21 protein-coding genes and 1 pseudogene are annotated in these 22,351 nt (G+C 62.5%); 10 read left to right on the top strand and 12 right to left on the bottom strand.

What is annotated here, in order from left to right; all coding sequences use genetic code 11:
- Positions 1-15 precede the first annotated feature (15 nt).
- Positions 16-723 (bottom strand): helix-turn-helix transcriptional regulator, encoded by a 708-nt coding sequence (locus tag JT360_RS22035; protein WP_352128061.1) that lies wholly within the window; start codon positions 721-723, stop codon positions 16-18.
- 271 nt (positions 724-994) lie between these two features.
- Between JT360_RS22035 and JT360_RS22030 the strand changes: the two genes are divergently transcribed.
- From JT360_RS22030 to JT360_RS22020, 3 genes and pseudogenes are all read left to right on the top strand, one after another.
- A complete protein-coding gene (locus JT360_RS22030) occupies positions 995-2,512 on the top strand; it encodes a S10 family peptidase (protein WP_214474017.1) in 1,518 nt (505 codons plus the stop codon).
- Positions 2,513-2,683: 171 nt separating this feature from the next.
- Positions 2,684-3,571, top strand: a complete 888-nt coding sequence (locus tag JT360_RS22025) for a DMT family transporter (protein ID WP_214474016.1) — start codon at positions 2,684-2,686, stop codon at positions 3,569-3,571.
- A gap of 60 nt (positions 3,572-3,631) precedes the next feature.
- Positions 3,632-4,536, top strand: a pseudogene (locus JT360_RS22020) (DMT family transporter).
- Between the two features lie 166 nt (positions 4,537-4,702).
- Here the strand turns inward: JT360_RS22020 and JT360_RS22015 are convergent.
- Positions 4,703-5,566: a LysR substrate-binding domain-containing protein gene (locus JT360_RS22015; RefSeq protein ID WP_214474014.1), complete on the bottom strand. Its 864-nt coding sequence runs from the start codon at positions 5,564-5,566 to the stop codon at positions 4,703-4,705.
- 113 nt (positions 5,567-5,679) lie between these two features.
- On the opposite strand from JT360_RS22015, the gene JT360_RS22010 reads away from it, so the two are divergent.
- Positions 5,680-6,087, top strand: a complete 408-nt coding sequence (locus tag JT360_RS22010; RefSeq protein ID WP_214474012.1) for a tautomerase family protein — start codon at positions 5,680-5,682, stop codon at positions 6,085-6,087.
- 13 nt (positions 6,088-6,100) lie between these two features.
- Here JT360_RS22010 and JT360_RS22005 read toward each other — a convergent pair whose 3' ends face one another.
- Both JT360_RS22005 and JT360_RS22000 read right to left on the bottom strand, forming a co-directional pair.
- Complete coding sequence (locus JT360_RS22005) at positions 6,101-6,607, bottom strand: RES family NAD+ phosphorylase (RefSeq protein ID WP_214474009.1); 507 nt, start codon at positions 6,605-6,607, stop codon at positions 6,101-6,103.
- Positions 6,604-7,092, bottom strand: a complete 489-nt coding sequence (locus JT360_RS22000) for an Xre family toxin-antitoxin system antitoxin (RefSeq protein WP_214474007.1) — start codon at positions 7,090-7,092, stop codon at positions 6,604-6,606. The genes JT360_RS22005 and JT360_RS22000 overlap by 4 nt, the downstream gene beginning before the upstream one ends.
- A gap of 236 nt (positions 7,093-7,328) precedes the next feature.
- Between JT360_RS22000 and JT360_RS21995 the strand changes: the two genes are divergently transcribed.
- The 3 genes from JT360_RS21995 (at position 7,329) to JT360_RS21985 (ending at position 11,142) form a co-directional block, all read left to right on the top strand.
- Positions 7,329-9,551, top strand: coding sequence for an AMP-binding protein (locus tag JT360_RS21995; RefSeq protein WP_214474006.1), 2,223 nt, complete (start codon positions 7,329-7,331; stop codon positions 9,549-9,551).
- A gap of 183 nt (positions 9,552-9,734) precedes the next feature.
- Positions 9,735-10,535, top strand: coding sequence for an SDR family oxidoreductase (locus tag JT360_RS21990; RefSeq protein WP_214474004.1), 801 nt, complete (start codon positions 9,735-9,737; stop codon positions 10,533-10,535).
- Positions 10,536-10,548: 13 nt separating this feature from the next.
- Positions 10,549-11,142, top strand: a complete 594-nt coding sequence (locus JT360_RS21985) for a TetR family transcriptional regulator (protein ID WP_214474003.1) — start codon at positions 10,549-10,551, stop codon at positions 11,140-11,142.
- 50 nt (positions 11,143-11,192) lie between these two features.
- Here the strand turns inward: JT360_RS21985 and JT360_RS21980 are convergent, their stop codons facing one another.
- The 3 genes from JT360_RS21980 to JT360_RS21970 form a co-directional block, all read right to left on the bottom strand.
- Positions 11,193-12,011, bottom strand: a complete 819-nt coding sequence (locus JT360_RS21980; RefSeq protein WP_214474002.1) for a CDP-alcohol phosphatidyltransferase family protein — start codon at positions 12,009-12,011, stop codon at positions 11,193-11,195.
- A gap of 3 nt (positions 12,012-12,014) precedes the next feature.
- Positions 12,015-12,713 carry a phosphatidylserine decarboxylase gene (locus JT360_RS21975; RefSeq protein WP_214474001.1) on the bottom strand — a complete coding sequence of 233 codons (699 nt, stop codon included), beginning with the start codon at positions 12,711-12,713 and terminating at the stop codon, positions 12,015-12,017.
- Positions 12,714-13,002: 289 nt separating this feature from the next.
- Positions 13,003-14,295: a DMP19 family protein gene (locus JT360_RS21970; RefSeq protein WP_214473995.1), complete on the bottom strand. Its 1,293-nt coding sequence runs from the start codon at positions 14,293-14,295 to the stop codon at positions 13,003-13,005.
- Positions 14,296-14,590: 295 nt separating this feature from the next.
- On the opposite strand from JT360_RS21970, the gene JT360_RS21965 reads away from it, so the two are divergent.
- Positions 14,591-15,454, top strand: coding sequence for an SMP-30/gluconolactonase/LRE family protein (locus JT360_RS21965; RefSeq protein ID WP_214474119.1), 864 nt, complete (start codon positions 14,591-14,593; stop codon positions 15,452-15,454).
- A gap of 2 nt (positions 15,455-15,456) precedes the next feature.
- On the opposite strand, the gene JT360_RS21960 is transcribed toward JT360_RS21965, so the two are convergent.
- The 4 genes from JT360_RS21960 to JT360_RS21945 form a co-directional block, all read right to left on the bottom strand.
- Positions 15,457-15,804, bottom strand: coding sequence for an antibiotic biosynthesis monooxygenase (locus JT360_RS21960; protein WP_214473994.1), 348 nt, complete (start codon positions 15,802-15,804; stop codon positions 15,457-15,459).
- A 218-nt stretch (positions 15,805-16,022) separates the two neighbouring features.
- Positions 16,023-17,906, bottom strand: coding sequence for an ABCB family ABC transporter ATP-binding protein/permease (locus JT360_RS21955; protein WP_214473993.1), 1,884 nt, complete (start codon positions 17,904-17,906; stop codon positions 16,023-16,025).
- Between the two features lie 24 nt (positions 17,907-17,930).
- Positions 17,931-18,272 carry an ArsR/SmtB family transcription factor gene (locus JT360_RS21950; protein WP_214473991.1) on the bottom strand — a complete coding sequence of 114 codons (342 nt, stop codon included), beginning with the start codon at positions 18,270-18,272 and terminating at the stop codon, positions 17,931-17,933.
- A gap of 67 nt (positions 18,273-18,339) precedes the next feature.
- The gene (locus JT360_RS21945) at positions 18,340-19,272 is read right to left on the bottom strand and encodes a LysR family transcriptional regulator (RefSeq protein WP_214473988.1); all 933 of its coding nucleotides are present in this window, start codon (positions 19,270-19,272) and stop codon (positions 18,340-18,342) included.
- 93 nt (positions 19,273-19,365) lie between these two features.
- Between JT360_RS21945 and JT360_RS21940 the strand changes: the two genes are divergently transcribed.
- Entirely contained in the window at positions 19,366-20,163 is a 798-nt protein-coding gene (locus tag JT360_RS21940) for an NAD(P)H-dependent oxidoreductase (RefSeq protein WP_214473986.1), read from the top strand.
- A gap of 13 nt (positions 20,164-20,176) precedes the next feature.
- Here the strand turns inward: JT360_RS21940 and JT360_RS21935 are convergent, their stop codons facing one another.
- The gene (locus tag JT360_RS21935; protein ID WP_214473984.1) at positions 20,177-21,523 is read right to left on the bottom strand and encodes a LysM peptidoglycan-binding domain-containing protein; all 1,347 of its coding nucleotides are present in this window, start codon (positions 21,521-21,523) and stop codon (positions 20,177-20,179) included.
- 123 nt (positions 21,524-21,646) lie between these two features.
- On the opposite strand from JT360_RS21935, the gene JT360_RS21930 reads away from it, so the two are divergent.
- On the top strand, positions 21,647-22,258 hold the full coding sequence (locus tag JT360_RS21930) for an LOG family protein (RefSeq protein WP_214473982.1): 612 nt from the start codon (positions 21,647-21,649) through the stop codon (positions 22,256-22,258).
- Positions 22,259-22,351 lie beyond the last annotated feature (93 nt).

Here is a 22,351-nt window from a genome sequence, read left to right as displayed (position 1 = left end):
GCCGTATGGGAGCCGTCAGTCCTGAACGACTTCGCGCATGGTCGCCAGCAGTTCGACCTGGGAGTGCACGCCGAGCTTGCGATAGATCCGCTTGATGTGATTGCGGACGGTGCCGGGCGAAATGGCGAGGGCTCGCGAAATAGTCTTGGCATTGCCGCCATCCATCAGGTGCCGTGCGATCTCGCTCTCGCGGCTACTCAACCGCGATCGTGCGGAACCGACGGTTACGCTCTTGTCCCGGCAACGGCATAGATGAAGCAACTTCTGCAGGATAACCTTCGTCGTGCTGCTTGCCGCGCAAGCAATCGCCAGATCCCGCTCGCCGAAGGGTGATGCCCCGTTTCGGCGTAGAAAGGTGACATAGCCGGCGGTCAGCCTGTCGAGATTGAACACGCCGGTTATCTCGTCGAAGCTGTCGGAGGGGCCATAGAATTCGCGATAGTAGGGCGAGAGCTGGAAGTCGCCATTGCGGAGAGCCGATAATGGCAACAGGAAATCCTGCCGGGTGCTGGCGAACTTCTGGAAGAAGGGATCCTGGCGATAGAGGCGGGCGTCGTAGTCACGGTTCCAGCGATCAGGCCCGGCGTCGTCGATGGTCAGGGACGTTATATCGCGACGGTAGAAGCCGACATAGACGCGGTCGGAGCCCAGCAGCCCGCTCGCCGCCGCCGTGAAGCGAGCCGACAATTCCTCAGGCGTCGCGGCCATGGCCGCAGCGGCCACGCCGCCACTCCAGCGTCCAAACTGCTCGAGAGAAAAATTCGGCTGCATTCCGGCTCACAGTAGCGCAAGCCGCTGCAAGTTCAACCGAGCGAATGGCGGTCCGGCCGAGCAGCGCGGTTGGCGAAAGACCGTAGAGATCCCGGAGACGCTGGCACGGCAGAGGACGGGCGTGAAGAAACCGGCAGCCGCAATTGTCCAGCCATACAGCCATTTGCTTTGACTTCGATCGCCGAGGCCATACCTATGCGGGGACCATTCTCGCGGAGGCATCATGCCGCTCAAGCTCAATCTGATCGCCCTCATCCTGCTGATGCTTGGCGCCCTCGCGCAGCCTGTCCTGGCCGAAACAGCGGAGCGGCCGGCGCCCTCGGGCGGTGTGCTGTCCCTGCTGCCGTCGCCGCAGACCACCAAGCATTCCATCAGTCTCGCCGGGCGCAAGCTGGACTATCAGGCAAAGGCCGGCACCTTGCCGCTGCTTTCCGGCAAGGGCGACGTCACAGCGGAGATCTTCTATGTCGCTTATATGCTGGAGCCACCAGCAAGCGCAGCCAGGGACCCGCAGCGGCCGATCACCTTCGTGTTCAATGGCGGCCCCGGGGCAGCGTCCGCCTATCTGCATATCGGCGCGCTTGGTCCGCGCATAGTAGCGACGGGAGCCAACGGTGAGTTCCTGCCTTCGCCGCAGAGGCTCATGGACAATCCCGACAGTTGGCTCGACATGACCGACCTCGTCTTTGTCGACCCGGTCGGAACCGGATACAGCCGCGAGGCACCGGGCCAGGACACCCACGACTTCTGGGGCGTCAACCAGGATGCCAGGTCGATGGGCGCCTTTATCCGGCTCTATCTTGCACAAAACGGCCGCACCGGATCGCCGCTCTTCCTCGCCGGTGAAAGCTATGGCGGGTTCCGTGCGGCGCTGCTCGCCAGGACGCTGCAGGAAGATATCGGCATCAGTCCGAACGGCATCGTGCTGATCTCGCCAGCGCTGGAGTTCATGCTGGTGCAGCCCGATGAATTCGAGCCGCTGCATTGGGCGCTCGAATTGCCTTCGCTGGCGGCCGTGCGCCTGCGCGCGCAAGGTGTCAGCGGCTATGCGTTGCGGCAGAAGCTGGCCGAAGTCGAACACTATGCGCTGGGCGATTACCTGACGGCGCTCACCAGCGGGCTGGAGCGCGGAGGGCAGTTGGCGAGCCAGCGTGTGGCCGACATCACCGGCCTGCCGCTCGAACTCGTGCAGCGGAACTCAGCCCGCATCCCGACCGGCCTGTTCGCAAGAGAGTTCGCCCGCGCCAGCGGCAAGGTGCTCAGCCCATATGACGCCACGATCGGCACGGCCGACATCTCACCCGAGAGCGCCCGCATCGCCGGTCCTGATCCGGTGCTCGACCGCAGTGTTCCGGCGCTCACTTCGGCCTTCACCGGCTACGTCCGCGACGAACTGAATTTCCGCACCGACATCAGCTATCGGCTGCTCAATGGCGAAATCAGCCACAATTGGGATTACGGCACGAGCGCCTCGCGGCAAGGCTATGTCGGGGTGATGGACGATCTGCAGCGGGCGCGCTCGCTGAACCCTGCGCTCGGCGTCGTGATCATCAACGGCTACACCGATCTGGTCACGCCCTATCTGACCTCGCGCTATCTGGTGAATCAAATCCCGTCGCTCGCCGATGCAAAGCCCATCCATCTCGATGTCATCGAGGGTGGGCATATGATGTATCTTAGACCCGATGGTCGACGCGCTCTGAAGGAAGCCGCCTCGGAGCTCTACCAGGCAACGCAGTGAGCTTTGCGACTTCGCGGCTTGCCACGGGCCTCCTGCCCCAACGCAAGCTCAGGGCTGGCGTAGCGCTGCGCCCATTTTCGCCCGTATAGCTTGGGGTCGAGGCCTGATTTCGCAGAGTCCTCGAGTTGCCCTTCGTATTTCTGTCGCTTCCCGCACCTTTGGTCCGCGCCTATGGCCGATGTCGCCATTCTCGAAACACGCGAAAGGGTTCTCGCCGGAATCCTGCTGACCGGCGCGGCCTATTTGCTGTTTTCGACACAGGACGCCTCGATCAAGCTGCTGGTTACCGGGATGACGGTCTGGCAGATCATGTTCTTCCGCAGCATCACCATTCTCGGCGCCTGCGCGGCAATCGGCGGGCGGCGGCTGTTTACAGATACGGTGCGCTCGCCGATCGTGCGACCAATGCTGGTGCGAAGCGCCTTCACGCTTGCCGCCTGGCTCTGTTACTACAACGCCGCGCGCAGCCTGCAACTTGCCGAACTGACCACCGTCTATTACGCAGCCCCGATCATCGTCACCGTGCTTTCGGTGTTCTTGCTTGGCGAAAAGGTCCCGATGCTGCGTTGGCTGGCGGTTTTGATCGGCTTTGTCGGCGTCTTTGTCGCTTGTGACCCCACCCATCTCGGCCTGTCCGTGCCGGTGCTGCTGGTGCTGACGGCCGCTCTTCTATGGGCCATCGCCATCGTGCTCCTGCGCAAGACCGCGCTTGCCGAACGCTCGATGATCCAGCTCGTCCTCAACAACTTCTATTTCCTGGTGTTTTCCAGCGTGCCGGCGCTGTTGTGGTGGCAGACGCTGGACCTGACACAATTGCTGCTGCTTGCAAGCGTCGGCGCACTCGGCGGCATGGCGCAATATCTTCTCTTCGAAGGCATGAAGCGCACGCCGGCTTCGATCCTTGCCCCTCTCGAATACAGCTCGCTGCTGTGGGCGTTCGCGCTCGGCTTTGCGATCTGGGGCGACGTGCCGCGCCGTGAAGTCTTCCTTGGTGCCGCCCTTATCGTTGCCGCCGGCCTGCTGATCGTCGGCGGCGAGCATTTCCGCAAGCGGCTGTGATGTGGATGGCGGTCACTGCTGACACTACGATGTCAGGACCGGACGACGTAGGCTGCCGGCATGACTGACATGGCAGCCACACCCGAAACCACCGAACGAACGCTCGGCATCATATTGGTGTCATCGTCGGCTGCGGTGTTCGGCCTGACCGGCGTTCTGACCAAGTCGATCCAGGCGGACCCACTGACGATCACCTGCTGGCGCGGCTTTGTCGGCTCGATCCTGATCAGCCTTTATGTGCTGTGGCGCCGCCACCGCTCGGGCAACCGCGACACTCTGCGCCTTGGCTGGCGCGGCTGGCTGCTGGCTGTGGAAGGCGCGCTGGCCAGCATTGCCTTCATTTCGGCCTTCAAGTTCACTTTTGTCGCCAACGTCGCGGTCATCTACGCGACCTCGCCCTTCATTGCCGCTCTACTAGCCTGGGTGCTGGTGCGCGAGCCTTTCCGATTGCAGACCATGGTCGCGGCCGCCGTGTCGCTATGCGGCGTGGCCATCATGGTCTGGTCCGGCTTCGGCACCGGCAATCTGTTCGGCGACGGGCTGGCGCTGCTGATGACGATCGGCAGCGCGCTCTACATGATCATGGTGCGCGCCTTCCGCGACACGCCCGTGGTGTGGGCCGGTGCGGTTTCGGCCTTTCTTCTGTTCATTCTCGGCTGGTTCGTCACCGATCCCCTGGCGGTATCGCCAAGGGATGCCGTTCTCCTCGTCACCTTCGGCGCGTCCTTCGCGCTGGCTTCCATCCTGTGGACGGAAGGCGCACGGCTTATCCCAGCGCCTGAATCCGGCCTGCTCGGCTCAGCGGAAGTGCCGTTCGCGATCGTGTTCGCCTTCCTGTTCCTCGCCGAAATACCGCCGATGGCCAGCATGATCGGCGTGCCATCGTGCTCTGCGCGGTATTTGCCCATGCCGGCCGCGACTGGCTGGCGGCCCGCTCGCAGCACGCGCCGTCAAATATTTCTTGAAAAAATTTTCGCAGTCACGGAACCATCATCGCGCTCAGGCATTGTTGGTGCGACGGGCCACCCCCCAAGTCCCCCCAAACCCCTCGGCCCGTCTTACTCCAAGCCGACCGCAAGGTCGGCTTTTTCTTGCCGTAAACGGGAGCCGGGACCCCACAGCCTTGGCGAATCAGCCAAGCGGCCCGGAGAGGGCCAGGCTGCCGCTGAGCAGTACCGCCAGATCGCGCGCGGCAGTATCGGCGCCGGCGCGCAACCGAATGGCGAACTCAGCCATCGGAACCGGCGGCAGGCCAAGCTCGCGCGGCGCCTCGACAAGGCCGGAATGGGCAAAGCGGGCGGTGCGCAAGGTCAACGCAACACCAGCATTCACTGCGGTGCGCAGGCCGGCCAGGCTGGCACTTCCGGCGGCAATACGATAGCGGCGGCCGGCGGCATCGAGCGCTGCGAGTGCGGCCTCGCGGAAGCCGCAATAGGGATCGAGCAGCGCCAGCGGCAGTTCTTCCTGCCGCGAGACCAGTCCCTTTTGCGAGCATAGCCATATCATCGGCTCGCGCAGTACGCCGACCTCGTCCGGCGCCGCGATCTGGCGCATGACGATCGCCAGATCGAGGCCGCCGGCCTGCAGCGCCTGCGCCAGCTCGGTGGAGCGGCCGACCCGCAATTCGATCCTGACGCGCGGATGGCTGGCGGCGAAGGCACGCAGCAGGTCCGGCAGGCCGCTGTCGGCGAAATCCTGGGTCGTGCCGATGGCAACATGGCCTGCGGCGCGCGCGCCCTTCAGCGCCAGCCACGCCTCGCGATGCACCGAAAGGATGCGCCTGGCATGGCCGACAAGGTCCTCACCAGCCGGGGTCAGGCCGCGTCCCCGCCCCTGCGGCGCCAGAAGCGGCTCGCCGACGATCTCCTCCAATCGCTGCATCTGTGCAGTCACCGCCGAGGGCGAACGGCCGACAGTTGAAGCCGCCTGCGCCAGTGAGCCGCTGTCGACGAAGGCAAGGAAGGTTTTGAGCAGATCCGGATCGAGCGTTTCCATAGTTCGATATTATCGAATCTTTTATAGGAAACAATTTGATTTTTTTGATTCGGCGATAATGACATGATCTCTCCAACGGCGATCAGACGCCGCTCAGACCAAGGAGAAGGAAAATGCCCATCATCAACATCAGCGTCACCGGTAGGCCAAACCCCGCATTGTCCGCCAGCATCGCCGGGGAAGTCACCAAGATCACCGCCAAGCAGCTGCGCAAGGATCCGACGATCACCGCCGTTGCCGTATCCTACATCGATCCGCAACATTGGTTCGCCGGAGGCAAGTCGCTGGCCGAGCATGGCACCAACACGTTCTGGCTGGATATCAAGGTGGTCGACGGCACCAACACCAAGCTCGAGCTGGAAGCCTATCTCAGGGCGATCTTCGACGCCTTCGGCCGGCTGCTGGGCGGCGTGCACGAGGAAAGCTATGCCTTCGTGCATGAAGTGCCTGCCGCCGCCTATGGCTATGGCGGAAAGACGCAGGAGTTTCGCTTCATCAGCGGGCGGCTGAAGCCGGCATGAATATCTCTAAACGCTATGACGCAGGAGGATGCAACCTCGTATCCAGCGCAAAATCCTCCTGGAGGCGTAGCTTATAGAGACCGGTCGCACCGCTGGGATCGAACACCAGATTCCAACTATACTGGGACACAGTGCTGGGGATCAAAAGGAAGGGATGACTTGCCAACAGACGGTCGCCGAATTGCTGCTGTCCCGCGCTGGGGATACCTGGACGCAGCCAGTTGATATTCGGAACGTCGCCAATCTGCACCACATGGATCTTCGACGGATCAATGACTTCAAACGCCGTTAGCACATGAGGTACGGTGTCCAATGTCCTAAAACCTTTGTGGACCGCCACTTCGAGAATGGCGGTTGAGGGGTCAGCCGAGGCGTAGATCGCCCTGACGCCCCTGCTGTTCCATCTCGCCCCCAGCTTGAATGCGCCCTCGCCGCTGTCCCATATGGGCCCGAAGCGTTTCTGGTCTAGTCTCCAGCCGAGGATATCTCCCCTCCCGAGAGAACCCGGCAAAGGCGTCATGCGTAGACACCGTAGTCAAGCCGTTCCAGAAATTCCTGTACAAGCTCGGTGCCTGCCGCAGTGGCGAGCAAATCGATCGGTCGCCGGTTGTCCAGACCCATTGCAGGCTGAATCATCCATTTCTCAGCCTCCTCCTGAGATCCAAGGACAGATGTTGCTTTTGTGAGTGTCCTTGCAAAGTTCCAAGTTCGTGAGCCTTGCTCCTTGCTCAATGTCTTGGAGTGATCCAATTTGTGCCTCTGGAACGTTCGCTCACTCATGCCGAACGCATTCTCAAAAGCATCGGCAAGGTCGATCACGGCCAAATGCGTGACAAGGCTTTCCAAGGCTTGGCTTGGAATTCCATGCAAGATCATTTCATGAGCCTCGATCGGGCTGGATACGGACTGCCCAAGGACATCCGGCCCGCCAAACAGGTCGACTAGTTTTTCGAACTCCGTCTCCACGATCGGCGCCATGGCAAGTGTCGTTGGGGGATTGGTCATATTCGCTACTCCGTCACGTGTCACTTTATTTACGACATGTGTCGCGGCAGTTCAAGTGGTGATTTTCGAACGCGCACCGTCGTTCCAAGCGGGGGCCTTCGACGCGGAATCGAATTCTCATTGCGATTTCCACTGAAGCCTGTCCCACATTGACCTTCCTCGCACTTCCGCTACGCTCTGCGCTGAAGCGGCCGTGAAAGAGCCACGATGACAAAAATCGTTGGGAGAGATGCGGCATGATCCTGACACTGGCGCTGCTTGCGGGTCTCGTTCTGGCTTGGCTGCTGATCGGCGTGGTGGAGAAATTCCGCCTCAGCCTGCGCTTCACCCAGGCGCTGCTCTATGTCCCGTTCAAGCTTGCCTACCGGGTCAGCGACAGCCGCATCAGGATCGCGCGTAAGGCGCAGGTTCCGGTCATCTATGTCATCTCGCACCAGTCGCGCTTCGAACCGGCGCTGATGCTGTCGCTGCTGCCCGACGACACGCTGCACATACTCGACGAGGTCTCGGCGCGCTCGCCCTGGCTCGAACCATGGCGCGAGCTTGGCCGCACCATCGCGTTCAATGCCGAACATGTCTTCGTCAGCCGCCGGCTGGTGCGCGTGCTGAAGGGCAAGGGGCGGCTCGCCGTCTATCTGCCGGACGCGGTCGAACCCGACGTCAAGACGTTTCGCCTGTTTCGCGCCGTCACCCGCATCGCCATGCAGGCCGACGCCCGCATCGTGCCGATCTTCGTCGCCAGCGCGCGCAGCCTGCCGGTATCGCTGACGCCGGCGGACAAGGCGCCACGGCGCTGGTTTCCGCGGATGTCGATCAGCGTGCTGGAGCCCATGACCATCGCCGAACTGGTGGCGCGCAACCCGGACCAGGCCTCGAACACCAACGCGCTGTTCGACCGTGTCGCGGAGGCGCGGCTTTTCGGCACCGATCTCGACCGTGGCCTGTTCCTGGCCATGCGCGACGCAGCAACCAGAGTCGGCGCCTCGCATCCGATCATCGAGGATGTCATCTCGGGCGCGCTGAGCTACCGCAAGATGTTCATCGGCGCGCGCGTGCTGGGCAGACGCTTCGAGGCGGCGACGGCGCCGGGCGAAGCGGTCGGGGTGATGCTGCCCAATGCCAATGGCGTCGTGCTGTCGTTGATCGGTCTTCTGTCTGCGAGCCGGGTGGCGGCGATGATCAATTATACGGCCGGGCCCGCGAGCGTCACCGCTGCCGTACGCACGGCCGTCATCCGCACCGTCATTTCGTCGCGCGCCTTCGTCGAGAAGGCGGACCTGGCCGATATCGTCACAGCGGTCGAAAAGGGCGGCGCCAGGCTCTTGTGGCTGGAAGATATCCGCGAAAGCGTCACCATGCTGGACAAGCTTTCCGCCGCTCTGCTGTGGCGCTTGCCGCTGCAGCGGCAGGATGCGGCCAAGCCGGGCGTCATCCTGTTCACCTCGGGTTCCGAAGGCACGCCGAAAGCGGTTGTTCTGTCGCAAAAGAACCTTCTCGCCAACGCCATGCAGGCTGAGGCGCGCATTACCATCTCGCCGGCCGATATCCTGCTCAACGTGCTGCCCGTATTCCACTCCTTCGGCCTGACGGGCGGCACCATCCTGCCTTTGGTCACAGGGGTAAAACTGTTCCTCTACCCCTCGCCCCTCCACTACAAGATCATCCCCGAGATCGCGCGCAAGGTGAAGCCGACCGTCATGTTCGGCACCGACACCTTCCTCGCCAATTATGCACGCACCGCCAAGGACGGTGATTTCTCCAGCCTGCGCTTCGTCGTCGCCGGCGCCGAGGCGGTGAAGTCGGAAACGCGCCGCGTCTATCGCGAGCGCTTCCAGGCCGAGATCATCGAAGGTTTCGGACTGACCGAGGCCGCACCGGTCGTTGCCGTCAACACCGCGATCCATGGGCGGGACGGTACCGTCGGGCGACTGCTGCCGGCGATGCGCATGAAGCTGGAGCCGGTCGAAGGCATCTCCGACGCCGGTCAGTTGTGGCTCGACGGACCGAACCTGATGATGGGCTACATGACCGCGGACCGTCCTGGTGAGCTGCAGCCGCTGACCGGCTGGCACGACACCGGAGACATCGTCGCCGTCGACCGCGAAGGCTTCATCACCATTCGCGGCCGCGCCAAGCGCTTTGCCAAGATCGCCGGCGAGATGGTGTCGCTGGGCGCCGTCGAGATGCTGGTGCAGTCGCTATGGCCTGAGGAGCATCATGCGGCGGTGGCGGTACCGGACAAGAGGCGCGGCGAGCGCATCGTGCTTGTCACCACCGCCGGCGACGCCAATCCCGACGAATTGCGCAAGTTCGGCAAACAGGCGGGTGCGGCCGAATTGATGGTGCCGAACGACATCGTCAAGGTGGAAGAGATTCCGGTGCTGGGTTCCGGGAAGACCGACTATGTCTCTGCCCGCAAGCTGGCGATCGACAGGCTGGGGCTCGGCATTGCGGCCTGACCCTCCCTGGATCTCGATCCAGCGGAGCCAACGTGCGCGCTCACGCCGCGCACCGTCTCTCTCGACAAATTGTCGGTGAGTGAGTATTCACTCCCTTCCACGTCCGAAGCTGCAGTGTGTCTCTGGTTTCGCATTTCATTGCACCCGCTTCGGACACTGCTTGGCACAGCGAGGAGGTCTCGAATGTCAAAAATCCTTGTCACCGGAGGGACTGGGCATCTCGGCCGCGATCTTGCGCCGGCGCTGACCGGGGCTGGCCACGCCGTAAGGATGTTTGCCCGGAGCGCTGGGCAGGACAGTTCCGTGGAATGGGCCTCAGGCGATCTCGCGACCGGAAATGGCATAGACGAGGCCCTGCACGGCGTTGATACGGTCATTCATGCCGCGACGCTCTCGCCGATCGCCAGGCGCGGGATGAGGCTGGTCGACTTCTTTTCGAGCCCATCGAGCGTCGATGTCGACGGCACGCGCCATCTGCTCTGCGCCGCTGAGCGCAGCGGCGTCTCGCACTTCATCTTCGTGTCCATCGTCGGCCTCGAATTCAGCACCTTGCCCTATTCCCGCGTGAAACTGGCGGGCGAGCAGCTTGTGCGGAAGTCCTCGCTTCCCTGGTCGGTCATCCGCGCGACGCCGTTCTATTACCTTTTGGCGCAAATGCTTGGCGGGCTGAAATGGCTGCCAGTCTGGCCCCTGCCGACCTCGCCCTCAAACCCGGTGGATACACGCGACGTGGCCAGGTACCTGGCCGAGGCCGTCAGCGATGGGAAACGCGGCGTGCGCCTGGAGATAGGCGGTCCGGATACGATGCCTTTCTCGGATTTCGCCCGGCAATACCGCGACGCGCTTGGGCTCAGGCGTCTCGTCCTGCCGCTGCCAATCGGCCGCAAGATGAGCCTCAAAATGGGTTTGGTGGCAACCCGCGAACGGCTTGGCGAAAGGACCTGGAAGGCGTGGCTTTGCCAGCAACGCGAGCGCGGGCACTGAGCCAGGAGCCGCCATGAAGCCCCCCACAACCGGACGTGAGCGTATTCTGCGCGAGGCTATCCGCCTGTTTGCCGAACGCGGCTACGACCGCACGAGCGTTCCCGATATCCAGGAGGCGGCAGGCCTGTCGCGCGGCTCCGGCGCGCTCTACAAGCACTTTTCCTCAAAAGAGGACCTGCTTGCCACTGCGGTCGAACAGTTTGTCGGCACGGCACGGCAAGCCCAAGCCGAACTTGGGGAGACCGTGCTTTCCTTCGATGAGGGTTCGCGGCGGCTGGTGGAAAGCATGCTTGAAAAACTCGGCGCCAATCGTGACATGCTTCGGATCCTATGGCGGGATCTGGAGCATTTCCCCGAGTTGAAGGCCTCGGCGCGCAGCGAGATCATGCAAAGCACGTACCTTGCCGTCGCCGAATGGCTGCGGGAGCGTCAGCGCCAGGGCGAACTGCGCCCGCATGACAGCGAGGCTGTCGCCGCCGTAATCGTCGGCAGCGTCGCCATGTTCCGGGTCTTCGAAGCGATCTGGGGCGAACGTGCGATCGACATCAGCGATGAGCGCTTTGCATCCGCCTGGAGCGATCTGTTGCTCCAGCGCCTGCGGATTTAGGGCATTTCCAGGAAAAGTGCCTGGCGGCCTTCCGCCAGGATTGCCGTGGCTTAGCCGATGTCCGAAGGCGGCACTTTCTCGCCCTCGAGCTTGGCGCGCTTCGAATAGGCGCGCACGGAAAACGGCAGGAAAATCAGGTAACCGGCGACCGACGCCGTCAACGTGTACCAGGGATAGGTCATCAGCAAGAGGATATAGAGCACGACGGCCAGAATGACCGGCAGCACCCTGTCGCCAGGGATCTTGATGCTCTTGCCGGAATAGACCGGCAGCCGGCTGACCAGAAGGAAGGCGACGAGGACGGTGAAGCCGGTGGCGACGAAGGCGGCCGGGCGGCTGGGCTCCAGCCCAAGCCGCAGGAAATAGAGATAGAGCGGCAGCATCACCAGCACCGCGCCCGCCGGAGCGGGCACACCGACGAAATATTCGGTCTGCCATATCGGGCGTTCGGCCTTGTCGTCGTCAAGCACGTTGAAACGGGCAAGCCGGAGTCCACAGGCGATGGCGAACAGGAGCGCCGCGATCCAGCCGGGCGAGCCGGCGCGATCGAGCAGGAAGGCATAGAGCACCAAGGCAGGCGCCACGCCGAAATTGACGATGTCGGCCAGCGAATCCATTTGCGCGCCGAATTTGGAGGTCGCCTTGAGCATTCGCGCCAGGCGGCCGTCAATGCCGTCGAGAAAGGCCGCCAGCAGCACCATCACCACCGCCGGCTCGAAGCGGCCTTCGAAGCCGAAGCGGATGCCGGACAGGCCGGCGCAGATGGCAAGCACGGTTACCAGATTGGGCAGCACCATGCGCATCGGGATCTCACGGATGCGCGGACCGCCGCTGGCATGGGCCTCGAACTTCTTGTACTGCGTGCCCACCGCTCAGGAAATCCGCACGAGAGGCGTGCCGGCGACGCCGCCGAATTCGGCCAGCACGGTTTCGCCACCGACCGCAGTCTGGCCAACGGCAACGCGCGGCGTGGCGGCCAAAGGCAGGAACACGTCGACGCGCGAGCCGAAGCGGATCAGGCCGAAACGCTCGCCGATCCCGATCGAGCCGCCGGCCTCGGCCCAGCAGACGATGCGGCGCGCCACCAGGCCGGCAATCTGGACGGCAGCGACCGTGCCGTTGGGGCTCTCGATAACCAGGCCGTTGCGCTCGTTCTCGGTGCTTGCCTTGTCGAGTTCGGCATTGAGGAATTTTCCGGGCCGATGCTCGATCTTGGCGATACGGCCGCGCACGGGGGCGCGGTTCACATGGCAGGAAAAGACGTTCATGAACACCGAAATGCGGGTCATCTCGACATTGCCCAGGCCAAGTTCGCGCGGCGGCACGGCGGGTCCGACCGCCGAGATGATGCCATCGGCGGGGCTCACCACAAGGCGATCGTCGACAGGGGTGACGCGCTCTGGATCGCGGAAGAAATAGACGCACCAGGCGGTCAGGATCAGGCCGATCCAGAACAGGATCGAAGAGAAATAGCCGAGGAAAAGCGTTGCCGCGCCAAAGGCCGCGATGAAGGGATAGCCTTCGCGATGGATCGGTACGAACGCGTTCTTGACCGTATCGACAAGGTTCATCGGCCTGGGGCGGGCTCCGTTTCAAGTCCGGCCTCAATAGCCGAAAGCCCCCCTGGCCGCAACGCAACAATCGGCCGCGTGGGCGAACAGTCAAGAGCTCGCCGTATTCGGATGGCCGGACACTCCGCCGTTCGTGAAGCCGCGACCGGCTTGCATGCCCCATGCCATTGCCGTCAGAGTTCCGGCCTGGATGGGAAACAGACCTGATGAAATGCCGGAAATCGACGGTCCGCGTACGCTATCCCGCGCTGGAAAAATACTGCGGCACAATCGAGACGATCACCCCAGATTAGTTGGCACCGTCGGCTTCGGCGCGCACAAAATGTTCTTCGATCTCAAGCCTATGGGCATCCGCCAGCGGATCTTCGGCGCCCGATCTCAAGAGCGCGCTCCCGTTGGGAGCGGACAACAAAAATAGTAGTTTACTGCCAGCAGCAACTGTCCAACTGACGACCGATTCTCCCTCTCTCGTTACCAGCATCGATGGCAAGGCAACTGCGCCTGCCGTATCAATTCCAACCCTGCGCGATAGGAGGTCGAGGGCTGCTGGTGCCCGGTAGGCATCAGCCAGTTTGATGACGGTCGCTATTGAATCAGCGCCGACATGCGACAACTTCAGACCGACACGTGGAGCACCTTCGCCAAGTAACTCATCGACTCTATCGACCGGTCCAACGTCGAGTTGCAGTTCCGTGCCATCAGCAGCAAGGTACTGGTACGCAGCCGCATGCGTCGACGTCACTACACACAAAAGCGCCCTACCGGCATTGGTTACGACAGGAAAAGCCATCTGCTTCCCACCGTCTATGTGCAATATCCTTCCTTCGCCAATTCCGAGCTTGACCTCGGGTTGCGGCAATCCCGCACAGGCGAGACCGATGCCCACCTCAAGTCGGCTCGTCATCACGGCTTTCAGATGGAACACCGAACGATGGCGCAGTCGAGGTTCGCGCCTGGGGTTGGCCATGACAATGTCGAGAATGGCCTCCTCGCATTCGGCTTCCTCGACAATCTCCAGTTCAGGCCACGAGGCGATCCAACCTACTGCGCGCGCAAGCAGCGGAACTCTGTGTTCCTCCTCCTGAAAAAGATCGTCGAGTCCATCAAGGAAGTCAGCGCGGCCACCTTCGAATCCAGTCTGTTCCTCCGCCTCCTTGGGATGTTCCCGGACCCAATCAACCATTTGTTCCAAAATAGCTAAATGGTTTTCTGCTCGCATTCCATCCAGGGCCAAACGCGCATCCGAGGTAATTTTGTCGAGGTGACCACGGTAGTTGCGAATAAACTGGCTATGGCCGCCATTAGCCACTTCCATGCCGTATAGGTAAGTGTGAAAAAACTGCCTCGCTGACGCTGGTATTTCGTGATCTTTGTAGAGGCCCTGATCAAACATTGCGGTCACGAAATCCATGACTGCGGTCACGAGATCAGCAACGTAGTTTTCCTTAGCGGCGCGCTCGACTGCTGAAAACGGGACAATAATTGAAGTCACGCGCGGACTGGCCGTCGCTTGCTCCGGCTGGTCAGCCGAAATCGCTGTCGACTGCTGCAGCCTTTTCTTTCGCGAAAAAATTCGGAACATTCCAGAGGCCTTCTTGCCCGGAGGAAAGCAATACCGGTAGATCAGATTATCTCAGGCAGAATATCAACTAGAAGAGCAAATAAAAGGCACCTTGAAACGTATTTTCACCGTGTCTGATTTGCGGGCAATTTGAAGACCATTCCATCGAGGCGTCTTGAGGAACTCAGCGTAGCGACCGCAAAGCAGAAATTCTCATGCAGAGCCTGTCGGCAAAGCGCTCTGTCGCCCGTCCTTGGCGAAAGCGTCTCAAAAACTTCGACCATGCAGCGCGCGCAACAAAAAGGAATTTCCCATGATGCAGAAACCATTAGTCCCTAAGACGCATCTCATCACCGCTGGCCTCGCTTTCGGCGAGTCGCCGCGCTGGCATGACGGACGGCTGTGGCTCTGCAATTGGGGCACCGGCGAGATCATCGCCGTCAACCCCGAAGGCAACCGCGAGGTCGTGCTCACCGTACCGGCCGTCCTGCCCTATTCCATCGACTGGCTGCCGGGCGGGCGACTGCTTGTGGTCTCGGGCCGCGAAGGTTTGCTGCTGCGGCAGGAACCCGACGGCACGCTCGTCACCCATGCGGATTTGCGCGGCCTCTCGAAAAGTCCGTGGAACGAGATCGTCGTCGATGGGCGCGGCAACATCTATGTCAATGGCGGCGGGCCGGTGCCGGCTCCGGGCCAGCATTTCGGTCCCGGCACCATCGTGCTGGTCACGCCGGATGGTGCGGTCCGGCAAGTGGCGGAAGACATCGCCTTTGCCAACGGCATGGCGGTGAGCCCGGACAACAAGATACTGATCATTGCCGAATCCCATGCCAACCGGCTGAGCGCCTTCGACATCGCCGCTGACGGTACCTTGTCCAACCGACGCGTCTGGGCCGAACTCGACGGCTATCCCGACGGCATCTGCCTCGATGCCGAAGGGGCGGTCTGGTACGCGGATGTTCCCAACAAGCATTGCGTGCGGGTGCGCGAAGGCGGCAAGGTTCTACAGACCGTCACTGCCGATCGCGGCTGCTTTGCCTGCATGCTGGGCGGCGCGGCCAGGCAAACCCTGTTCATCGTCGCCGCCGAATGGCGCGGCTTCGAGCACATGGTCAGCGATGCCCGCACCGGCCAGGTGCTCAGCGTCGAGGCGCCGGCACCTGGTGTCGGCTGGCCGTAAGCCTATATCCCGGGAATGCGCTGATAGTTGGCAATGTCGGCTCGCACGCCAAGCCGTGTGATCGTCTCCTGCGGGTTGAAGGCGATGCGCTCATGCGCGGCCTTGACGATCGGCACGACCTTGTCGACAGCCGCCTGGCTTTCCCATTCGACGATCGTCACCAGGTTGAATTCGCCCGGCCCCGAAAATTGCTCGAGCAGAAAATCCTGCACGAAACCCTGCTGCTGGCGCAGCAATTCGTGCGTTGTCCTGACCTTGGCGAGTATCTCCTCGCGGGCGGCGGCCGGGACGACGAACTTGTCCACCCTGAACACACTGCCGCCGTTAACGTTCTGATTTACGTCGTTCATTTCGATTGTTCCGTTCCTGGATCATGGTGTCTGCGGGCTCCAGGAACGGCGTACAATCTCAACCTAAGTTGAGGTCAAGCAAGATTCTCGATTGATTTGTGGAAAGGCTCAGATAGCGGCGCCTACTCCGAAAAAAACCGGAGATGACCGCGGGACAGCGCCCCCCTCTGCCCTGCCGGGCATCTCCCCCACAAGGGGGGAGATTGGCGCTCCACCGATTACGACATCTCGGACGTCCGCCGGCGAACAATGACACCGAATTCGTCGCTCTCGCGCGCGATGCGCAGGCGCTCCTCGGCTTCGGTCGCCTCGCGCTGGCGGTCCCACATCGAAGCGTAAAGGCCATGCTTTCGCATCAGCTCGATATGGGTGCCGCGCTCGGCGATCTGGCCGTCCTTGAGCACGATGATCTCGTCGGCCGAAATCACCGTCGACAGGCGGTGGGCGATGACGATCGTGGTGCGGCCCTTGCTGACGAGGTCGAGCGCGGCCTGGATCTCCTGCTCGGTGTGGCTGTCCAGCGCGGAGGTGGCTTCGTCGAGCATCAGGATCGGCGGTGCTTTCAGGATGGTGCGGGCGATCGCCACGCGCTGTTTCTCGCCGCCGGATAGCTTTAGCCCGCGCTCGCCGACCATCGACTTATAGCCGTCGGGCAGCTTCTCGATGAACGGCCCGATCTGTGCGAGTTCGGCGGCCTTGCGCACTTCCTCCTCGCTGGCGCCGACGCGGCCGTAGCGGATGTTGTAGGCGACGGTGTCGTTGAACAGCACAGTGTCCTGCGGCACCATGCCGAGCACCGCGCGCAGGCTGTCCTGGGTGACATCCCGGATGTCCTGGCCGTCGATCAGCACCTGGCCGCCCTGGACGTCGTAGAAGCGGAACAGCAGCCGCGAGATGGTCGACTTGCCGGCGCCCGATGGCCCGACGATGGCGACCGTCTTGCCCGCCGGCACCTCGAAGCTGACGCCTTTCAGGATCTTGCGGTTTGGATCATAGGAGAAATGCACGTTGCGGAACTCGACCTTGCCGGGGCCGACAACCAGGGCTTTGGCGTCAGCCTTATCGACGATCTCCTGCGGCACGTCGAGCAGATCGAACATGTGCTCTATGTCGGTGAGGCCCTGGCGGATTTCGCGGTAGATGAAGCCGATGAAGTTGAGCGGCACGGAGAGCTGCACCAGCATCGCATTGATGAAGACGAAATCACCGACCGACTGCGTGCCGGCCTGCACTTCCAGCGCCGACATGCACATGACGACGACTGTACCGACACCGAAGATGAAGCCCTGGCCGAAGTTCAGCCAGCCGAGCGAGGTCCAGGTCTTCGTGGCGGCGATCTCGTAGCGCGCCATCGAGCGGTCGAAGCGCTCGGCCTCCATGTGCTCATTGGTGAAATACTTGACCGTTTCGAAGTTGAGCAGCGAGTCGATCGCCTTGGTGTTGGCGTCGGTGTCGCTGTCGTTCATGTCGCGGCGGATCGAGATGCGCCAGTCGCTCGCCTTGACCGTGAACCAGACATAGAGGCAGACGGTGACCGCGACCACGGCCACATATTTCCAGCCATAGGTGAAGCCAAAAATGCCGGCGGTCAGCGCGAATTCGAGAATGGTCGGCGCCGTGTTCAGCATGATGAAACGCACGATCGTTTCGATGCCCTTGGTGCCGCGCTCGATGATGCGCGACAGGCCGCCAGTGCGGCGCTCCAGGTGAAAGCGCAGCGACAGCTGGTGCATGTGGACGAAGGTGCGGAACGCAAGCTGGCGCACCGCATGCTGCCCGACGCGGGCAAACAGCGCATCGCGCAGCTGGTTGAAGCCGAGCTGGACGAGCCTCAGCACATTGTAGGCAATGACCAGCATCACCGGGGCAAGCAGGAAGGAAGGCAGCGGCGGCGGCGTTTTGAAGCCGCCCGCCAGTGCATCGGTTGCCCATTTGAAGAAATAGGGACCGGCGACCAGCGTCACCTTGGCGACGACCAGCAGCAGCGTCGCCCAGGTCACCCTCGCCCTGAGATCGGCGCGGTCGGCAGGCCACATATAGGGCCACAGGTTGCGCAATGTGGTGAGTGTTGAGGTGTCGGCGGAGACAGTTTTTTCGGCCAATTTTCTTGCCTTTTGGGTGAGAGGTCAGCGGCCGGAGCAGCAGGAATTGACGAGTGCGCTCAGCGATGCCGATATATCGGCGAGGGCGGCGCGATCAACCGCGTAGCGCGAGCGCTGGCGGTCGGGCTCGAACCGGACCAAGCCGGCTTCGACCAATATTTTCAGGTGCTGGGACACGGTCGATTGCGCCAAATCTAGGCGGTCGACGACCTCGCGGCAGCAGCAGGAGTTGCTGGCCGAGAGGTGTTTGATGATTTCGATGCGCGCGGGGTGCGAAAGCGCCGCAAGTTTCACCGCGACGGACTGGCTGTCGAGGCCCGACGGCGCAAGCTGGAATTTGTAGGCTTCGAAGCGGCTGTCTTTCATCGTTCATCGGCGATAGACGATGGACGGCACCGCTGCAAGCTGCTCTTCCGGGCAGATCGAACGGCGGCTAATGCTTCGAGACGGATTTCTCGATTCCTGGAATATCGGCAATCTGTTCCGCCAGAAACTCGACCAGCAAGCGGACCCTTGCGATGCCAGCGCGCTCCGGGACAATCAACATGTTCAGCGGGACGGACGGCAGCGAATAATCCGCCAATATCGTCTCGAGCAAGCCCGCCGTCAGAAGATCGTCCACAAGCCATCGATGGGCCGGCGCGATCCCTCGAGCGGCTACCAGGGCCTGCCGGGCGGCAAGTCCATGATCGATACGCAGTCGTCCCGCGAAAGGCACCGTGTGGCGTTCGCCGCCGGCGCCCTGCAAAGCAAGTGTCTCGCTGCCCGCCACGTTCGACATCCGGATGCCCTCGTGCCGAGACAAATCCGAAGGGGCAGCCGGTCTTCCCCGCGCCGCCAGATAGGCCGGAGATGCCACGAGCAGACGCCGCGACTGGCCGAGAGCCCGCAGCTTCAACGAGCTGTCGGTGAGCGGCCCCAGGCGAAGCGCGATATCGATGCCCTCACGGACGAGATCCACCCGCTCATCCGTGAGGCTGAGGTCAACCCCGATGTCGGGATGACGGTCCTGAAAAGCGAAGATCAGCCGGCTGACGTGCAAGACTCCGAAAGCCGCCGTGCAGGTTATCCGGATCGTGCCGGCGGGCGCGCCACGTGTGCCTCGGGCCTCATCGCTGGCCTGTTCGACAAGGCGCAGGATCTGAACGCTGTTGGCGTAATAACGACTGCCTTCCGCGGTCATCGTGACACGCCGGGTCGTCCTGCTGAGCAAAGGCACGCCGACCGCTTCTTCGAGTTCCCGCACGTGCCGCGTGATCGTCGACTGGCCGACTCCAAACTCCCGCGCGACCCCCGACAGGCTGCCACGCTCGGCTACCCGAATGAAGGTGCGCATACGCTCGAATGTAATGTCGGACTTATCCATTATTCGGCACAATATTATGCATTAGCTGCATATAGTGGATCGTATCGGCATTGGCTACCTTCACGTCAGTTCCCTCAATATTGGATCTGACCCATGAAAGTTCTGCTTGTCTTCGCTCACCCTGAATCACGTTCGCTTAGCGGTGCCCTTCGTGATGTCGCCATCAAGGAGCTCGAGGCTCAAGGGCATGAGGTGCGTGTATCGGACCTGTACGCCGATGGCTGGAAATCCGCGGTCGATCGCGCCGACTTCCCGTTGCTGGCAGATGATGCCCGATTCATACCCGTCGCGGCCTCCAAGAAGGGTTTCGAGGCCGACACGCTGACCGGCGATGTAAAGGCCGAGATCGAGAAACTCCTGTGGGCCGATACCTTGATCCTCCAGTTCCCCCTTTGGTGGTTCGCCATGCCGGCGATCCTCAAGGGCTGGGTCGACCGTGTGTTCGCCTACGGATTCGCCTATGGCGTTGGCGAGCATAGCGATCAGCGTTGGGGTGACCGCTATGGTGAGGGGACCCTCGCCGGGAAACGCGCGATGCTGATCGTGACCGCCGGCGGCTGGGAGGAACACTACACTGCGCGCGGGATCAACGGGCCGATGGACGACCTGCTCTTCCCGATCAATCACGGGATCCTCTATTACCCTGGATACGACGTGCTTCCGCCGTTCGTGGTCTACAAGGTCGATCGTCTCGAAGATGCCGGCTTCGGGCCCGTGGCTGAACTCCTGCGTGACAGGATGCGGACACTGGCAACGACGCCGCCCATCCCATACCGCCGGCAAAATGGCGGAGATTACGTCATCCCAAGTATGAATCTCCGCCCTGAACTGGGCGATCCGAGTGCTGCCGGTTTCGCGCTTCACTCCAGCCGCGCAGGCGATGCCGGCTGATCGATGTGGGCTTCTACTGCGTCTTCGGCGCCGTCGTCGCTTGCTCGCCCATTGCCTTGAGGTCGGCGGCTTCGCCTTCCTTGGACTTTTCCGGGACCTTGAACACCTGTCCTGGCCAGATGCGGTCGGGATTCCGGATCTGGTCCTGGTTGGCGAGATAGATGGTCGAATAGCGCATGCCATAACCATAGACGCGGCGTGAAATCCGCCACAGCGTGTCGTTGCGGCGGATGATGACGGCGCCGTCGGCATGTTCGAGCTTGGGCGCCACGACCTCGGGCGTTGCAAGGGATGCGGCCGGCTTTGCTTCCGCGGGCTTGGGATTCGCGGCCACGGCGGAGACCGTTTCGCCCGGCTCGCGCTCGAACGGCACGGCCGCTCGGGTCTCAACCTTCACGCCATCGGCATCGAGACCGTCGACATGGACGGTATAGCTGCCGACCGGGATGTCGCGCGTCGCTTCGACAAGGAAATGACCGTCCGCCGACGTCTGCGCGTCACCGAGCAGGATGTCGTTGGCGTAGGCGCGCACCTTGCGGCCCGGATCGGCGAGGCCGGCGACAAAGATCTTATGGCCGTCGATCTCGACCGCCTCGACGACGATCTTGGGTTCGGCCGCGGGTGCAGCGGGCGGCGTTGTCGGTGCGGCTGGATCAGGTGCTGCTTCGACGGCTGGCGCTGGAGCAGCGGTCGCCGGAGCCGCTGGCGCAGGAGCGGCAGCCTGGTCGCCGGTGGCAGGTGCCGCCGGCTTGGTCCCGGGCGCAGGGACGGTCAGCAGTTCGGCCGGCTTGCCCGGCTCCTCGACCATGGCCAGCACCTGGCCGGCCGCATTGGCCGGAACCGAGACGACGGCGGTCTGCGCCGAGGCAGTCACGGCCGTGCCGATCGTCGAGCGCAGTGCGATTGTATAGTCGCCGGGCTTCAGCGGATCGTCGAGCACGATGACGAAGGCACCGTCGGGACCCGCCACTGTCGAGCCAAGCACGGCCGTGCCGCTGAGGATCTCGACCTTTGAATTGGGCGCCGCATTGCCGGCAACGACGATCGATCCGTTGCCCTCGACGCGCACGACATCGAAAGTCGGCGCGATCGGGCCGGCCGTCGCCGGCGCGGCCGGAGCCGCCGCATCGGTTGCGGGTGCTGCTGGGGTGGTGGCCTGCGGCGCCGCGGCGGGAGCGGCCGGCGCCGGCAGTCGCCCTTGCGTGCCTGGATCCGCCGGTTTCGGCGCCAAGGCCGCTACTTGCGCCGGCGGCGTTGGATGAAGATACGGGTCGAGTGCGCCCGATACATAGGCGGTTCCCGCGGCCGCGACGGTCCCACCCGCCGCGAACAGAAACGCCTTCAATGGATTAATTGCCATATTTCCCTACCCCTTAGCCACCTAATGCCGGTCTAGCGTGTTTTGCCAAAGCCGACAAGAAAAAGCCCGGCCTTGACCCTTGGGGCTTGACCCCGCTTTCAGACCCAATCACCAATCATTCGTATGAACACGATTCGATCCGTCTGCGTCTATTGCGGCTCGTCTCCGGGCCGCGATGAAATCTATGCGAAGGCCGGACACCTGCTTGGGCGCTCAATCGCCAGAGCGGGCCTGCGGCTGGTCTATGGCGGCGGCACCAAGGGCATTATGGGCGCCGTCGCCGAAGGCGCGCTCAAGGCCGGCGGCAAGGTGACCGGCATCATTCCCCGCTTCCTGATCAATAGGGAAGCGACCGAAACCGCGCTCGACCGGCTCGACGAGCTGCTGATCACCGACAACATGCACGAGCGCAAACACAAGATGTTCGAGAAATCCGACGCCTTTGTGGCACTGCCGGGCGGCATCGGCACGGTCGAGGAGATCGTCGAGATCATGACCTGGGCGCAGCTCGGCCATCACCGCAAGCCGATCGTCTTCGCCAACGTCAAGGACTTCTGGGACCCGATGCTGGCGCTCATCGAGCATATGGCAGACGAAGGCTTCATCCACACCGCGCACCGCGTGAAGCCGCTGGTGGTCAACGACCCCGAGGCCATCGTCGCCGCCATCATGGTGGCAGGCTCGTCCGTCGATGCGCCGACCGAGGGCGTGCAGTCGGTGATCGACAAGATGTAGGGGAATAAGGGAGTAGGGCAGTAGGGGAAAATCAAGGCGCATCGAGGCCTATCCCTACTGCCCTACTGCCCTACTGCCCTACTGCCCTACTGC

The organism is Mesorhizobium sp. dw_380, from assembly GCF_018588885.1.
GTDB lineage: Bacteria > Pseudomonadota > Alphaproteobacteria > Rhizobiales > Rhizobiaceae > Mesorhizobium.
This window is presented reverse-complemented; position numbering and strand designations above follow the sequence as displayed.

Bases quoted from the DNA above. Each gene is read 5' to 3' on its own strand.
- JT360_RS22030 (WP_214474017.1), top strand. From the start codon at position 995: ATGCCGCTCAAGCTCAATCTGATCGCCCTCATCCTGCTGATGCTTGGC.
- JT360_RS22025 (WP_214474016.1), top strand. From the start codon at position 2,684: ATGGCCGATGTCGCCATTCTCGAAACACGCGAAAGGGTTCTCGCCGGA.
- JT360_RS22015 (WP_214474014.1), bottom strand. From the start codon at position 5,566: ATGGAAACGCTCGATCCGGATCTGCTCAAAACCTTCCTTGCCTTCGTC.
- JT360_RS22010 (WP_214474012.1), top strand. From the start codon at position 5,680: ATGCCCATCATCAACATCAGCGTCACCGGTAGGCCAAACCCCGCATTG.
- JT360_RS22005 (WP_214474009.1), bottom strand. From the start codon at position 6,607: ATGACGCCTTTGCCGGGTTCTCTCGGGAGGGGAGATATCCTCGGCTGG.
- JT360_RS22000 (WP_214474007.1), bottom strand. From the start codon at position 7,092: ATGACCAATCCCCCAACGACACTTGCCATGGCGCCGATCGTGGAGACG.
- JT360_RS21995 (WP_214474006.1), top strand. From the start codon at position 7,329: ATGATCCTGACACTGGCGCTGCTTGCGGGTCTCGTTCTGGCTTGGCTG.
- JT360_RS21990 (WP_214474004.1), top strand. From the start codon at position 9,735: ATGTCAAAAATCCTTGTCACCGGAGGGACTGGGCATCTCGGCCGCGAT.
- JT360_RS21985 (WP_214474003.1), top strand. From the start codon at position 10,549: ATGAAGCCCCCCACAACCGGACGTGAGCGTATTCTGCGCGAGGCTATC.
- JT360_RS21975 (WP_214474001.1), bottom strand. From the start codon at position 12,713: ATGAACCTTGTCGATACGGTCAAGAACGCGTTCGTACCGATCCATCGC.
- JT360_RS21970 (WP_214473995.1), bottom strand. From the start codon at position 14,295: ATGTTCCGAATTTTTTCGCGAAAGAAAAGGCTGCAGCAGTCGACAGCG.
- JT360_RS21965 (WP_214474119.1), top strand. From the start codon at position 14,591: ATGCAGAAACCATTAGTCCCTAAGACGCATCTCATCACCGCTGGCCTC.
- JT360_RS21960 (WP_214473994.1), bottom strand. From the start codon at position 15,804: ATGAACGACGTAAATCAGAACGTTAACGGCGGCAGTGTGTTCAGGGTG.
- JT360_RS21950 (WP_214473991.1), bottom strand. From the start codon at position 18,272: ATGAAAGACAGCCGCTTCGAAGCCTACAAATTCCAGCTTGCGCCGTCG.
- JT360_RS21945 (WP_214473988.1), bottom strand. From the start codon at position 19,272: ATGGATAAGTCCGACATTACATTCGAGCGTATGCGCACCTTCATTCGG.
- JT360_RS21940 (WP_214473986.1), top strand. From the start codon at position 19,366: ATGAAAGTTCTGCTTGTCTTCGCTCACCCTGAATCACGTTCGCTTAGC.
- JT360_RS21935 (WP_214473984.1), bottom strand. From the start codon at position 21,523: ATGGCAATTAATCCATTGAAGGCGTTTCTGTTCGCGGCGGGTGGGACC.
- JT360_RS21930 (WP_214473982.1), top strand. From the start codon at position 21,647: ATGAACACGATTCGATCCGTCTGCGTCTATTGCGGCTCGTCTCCGGGC.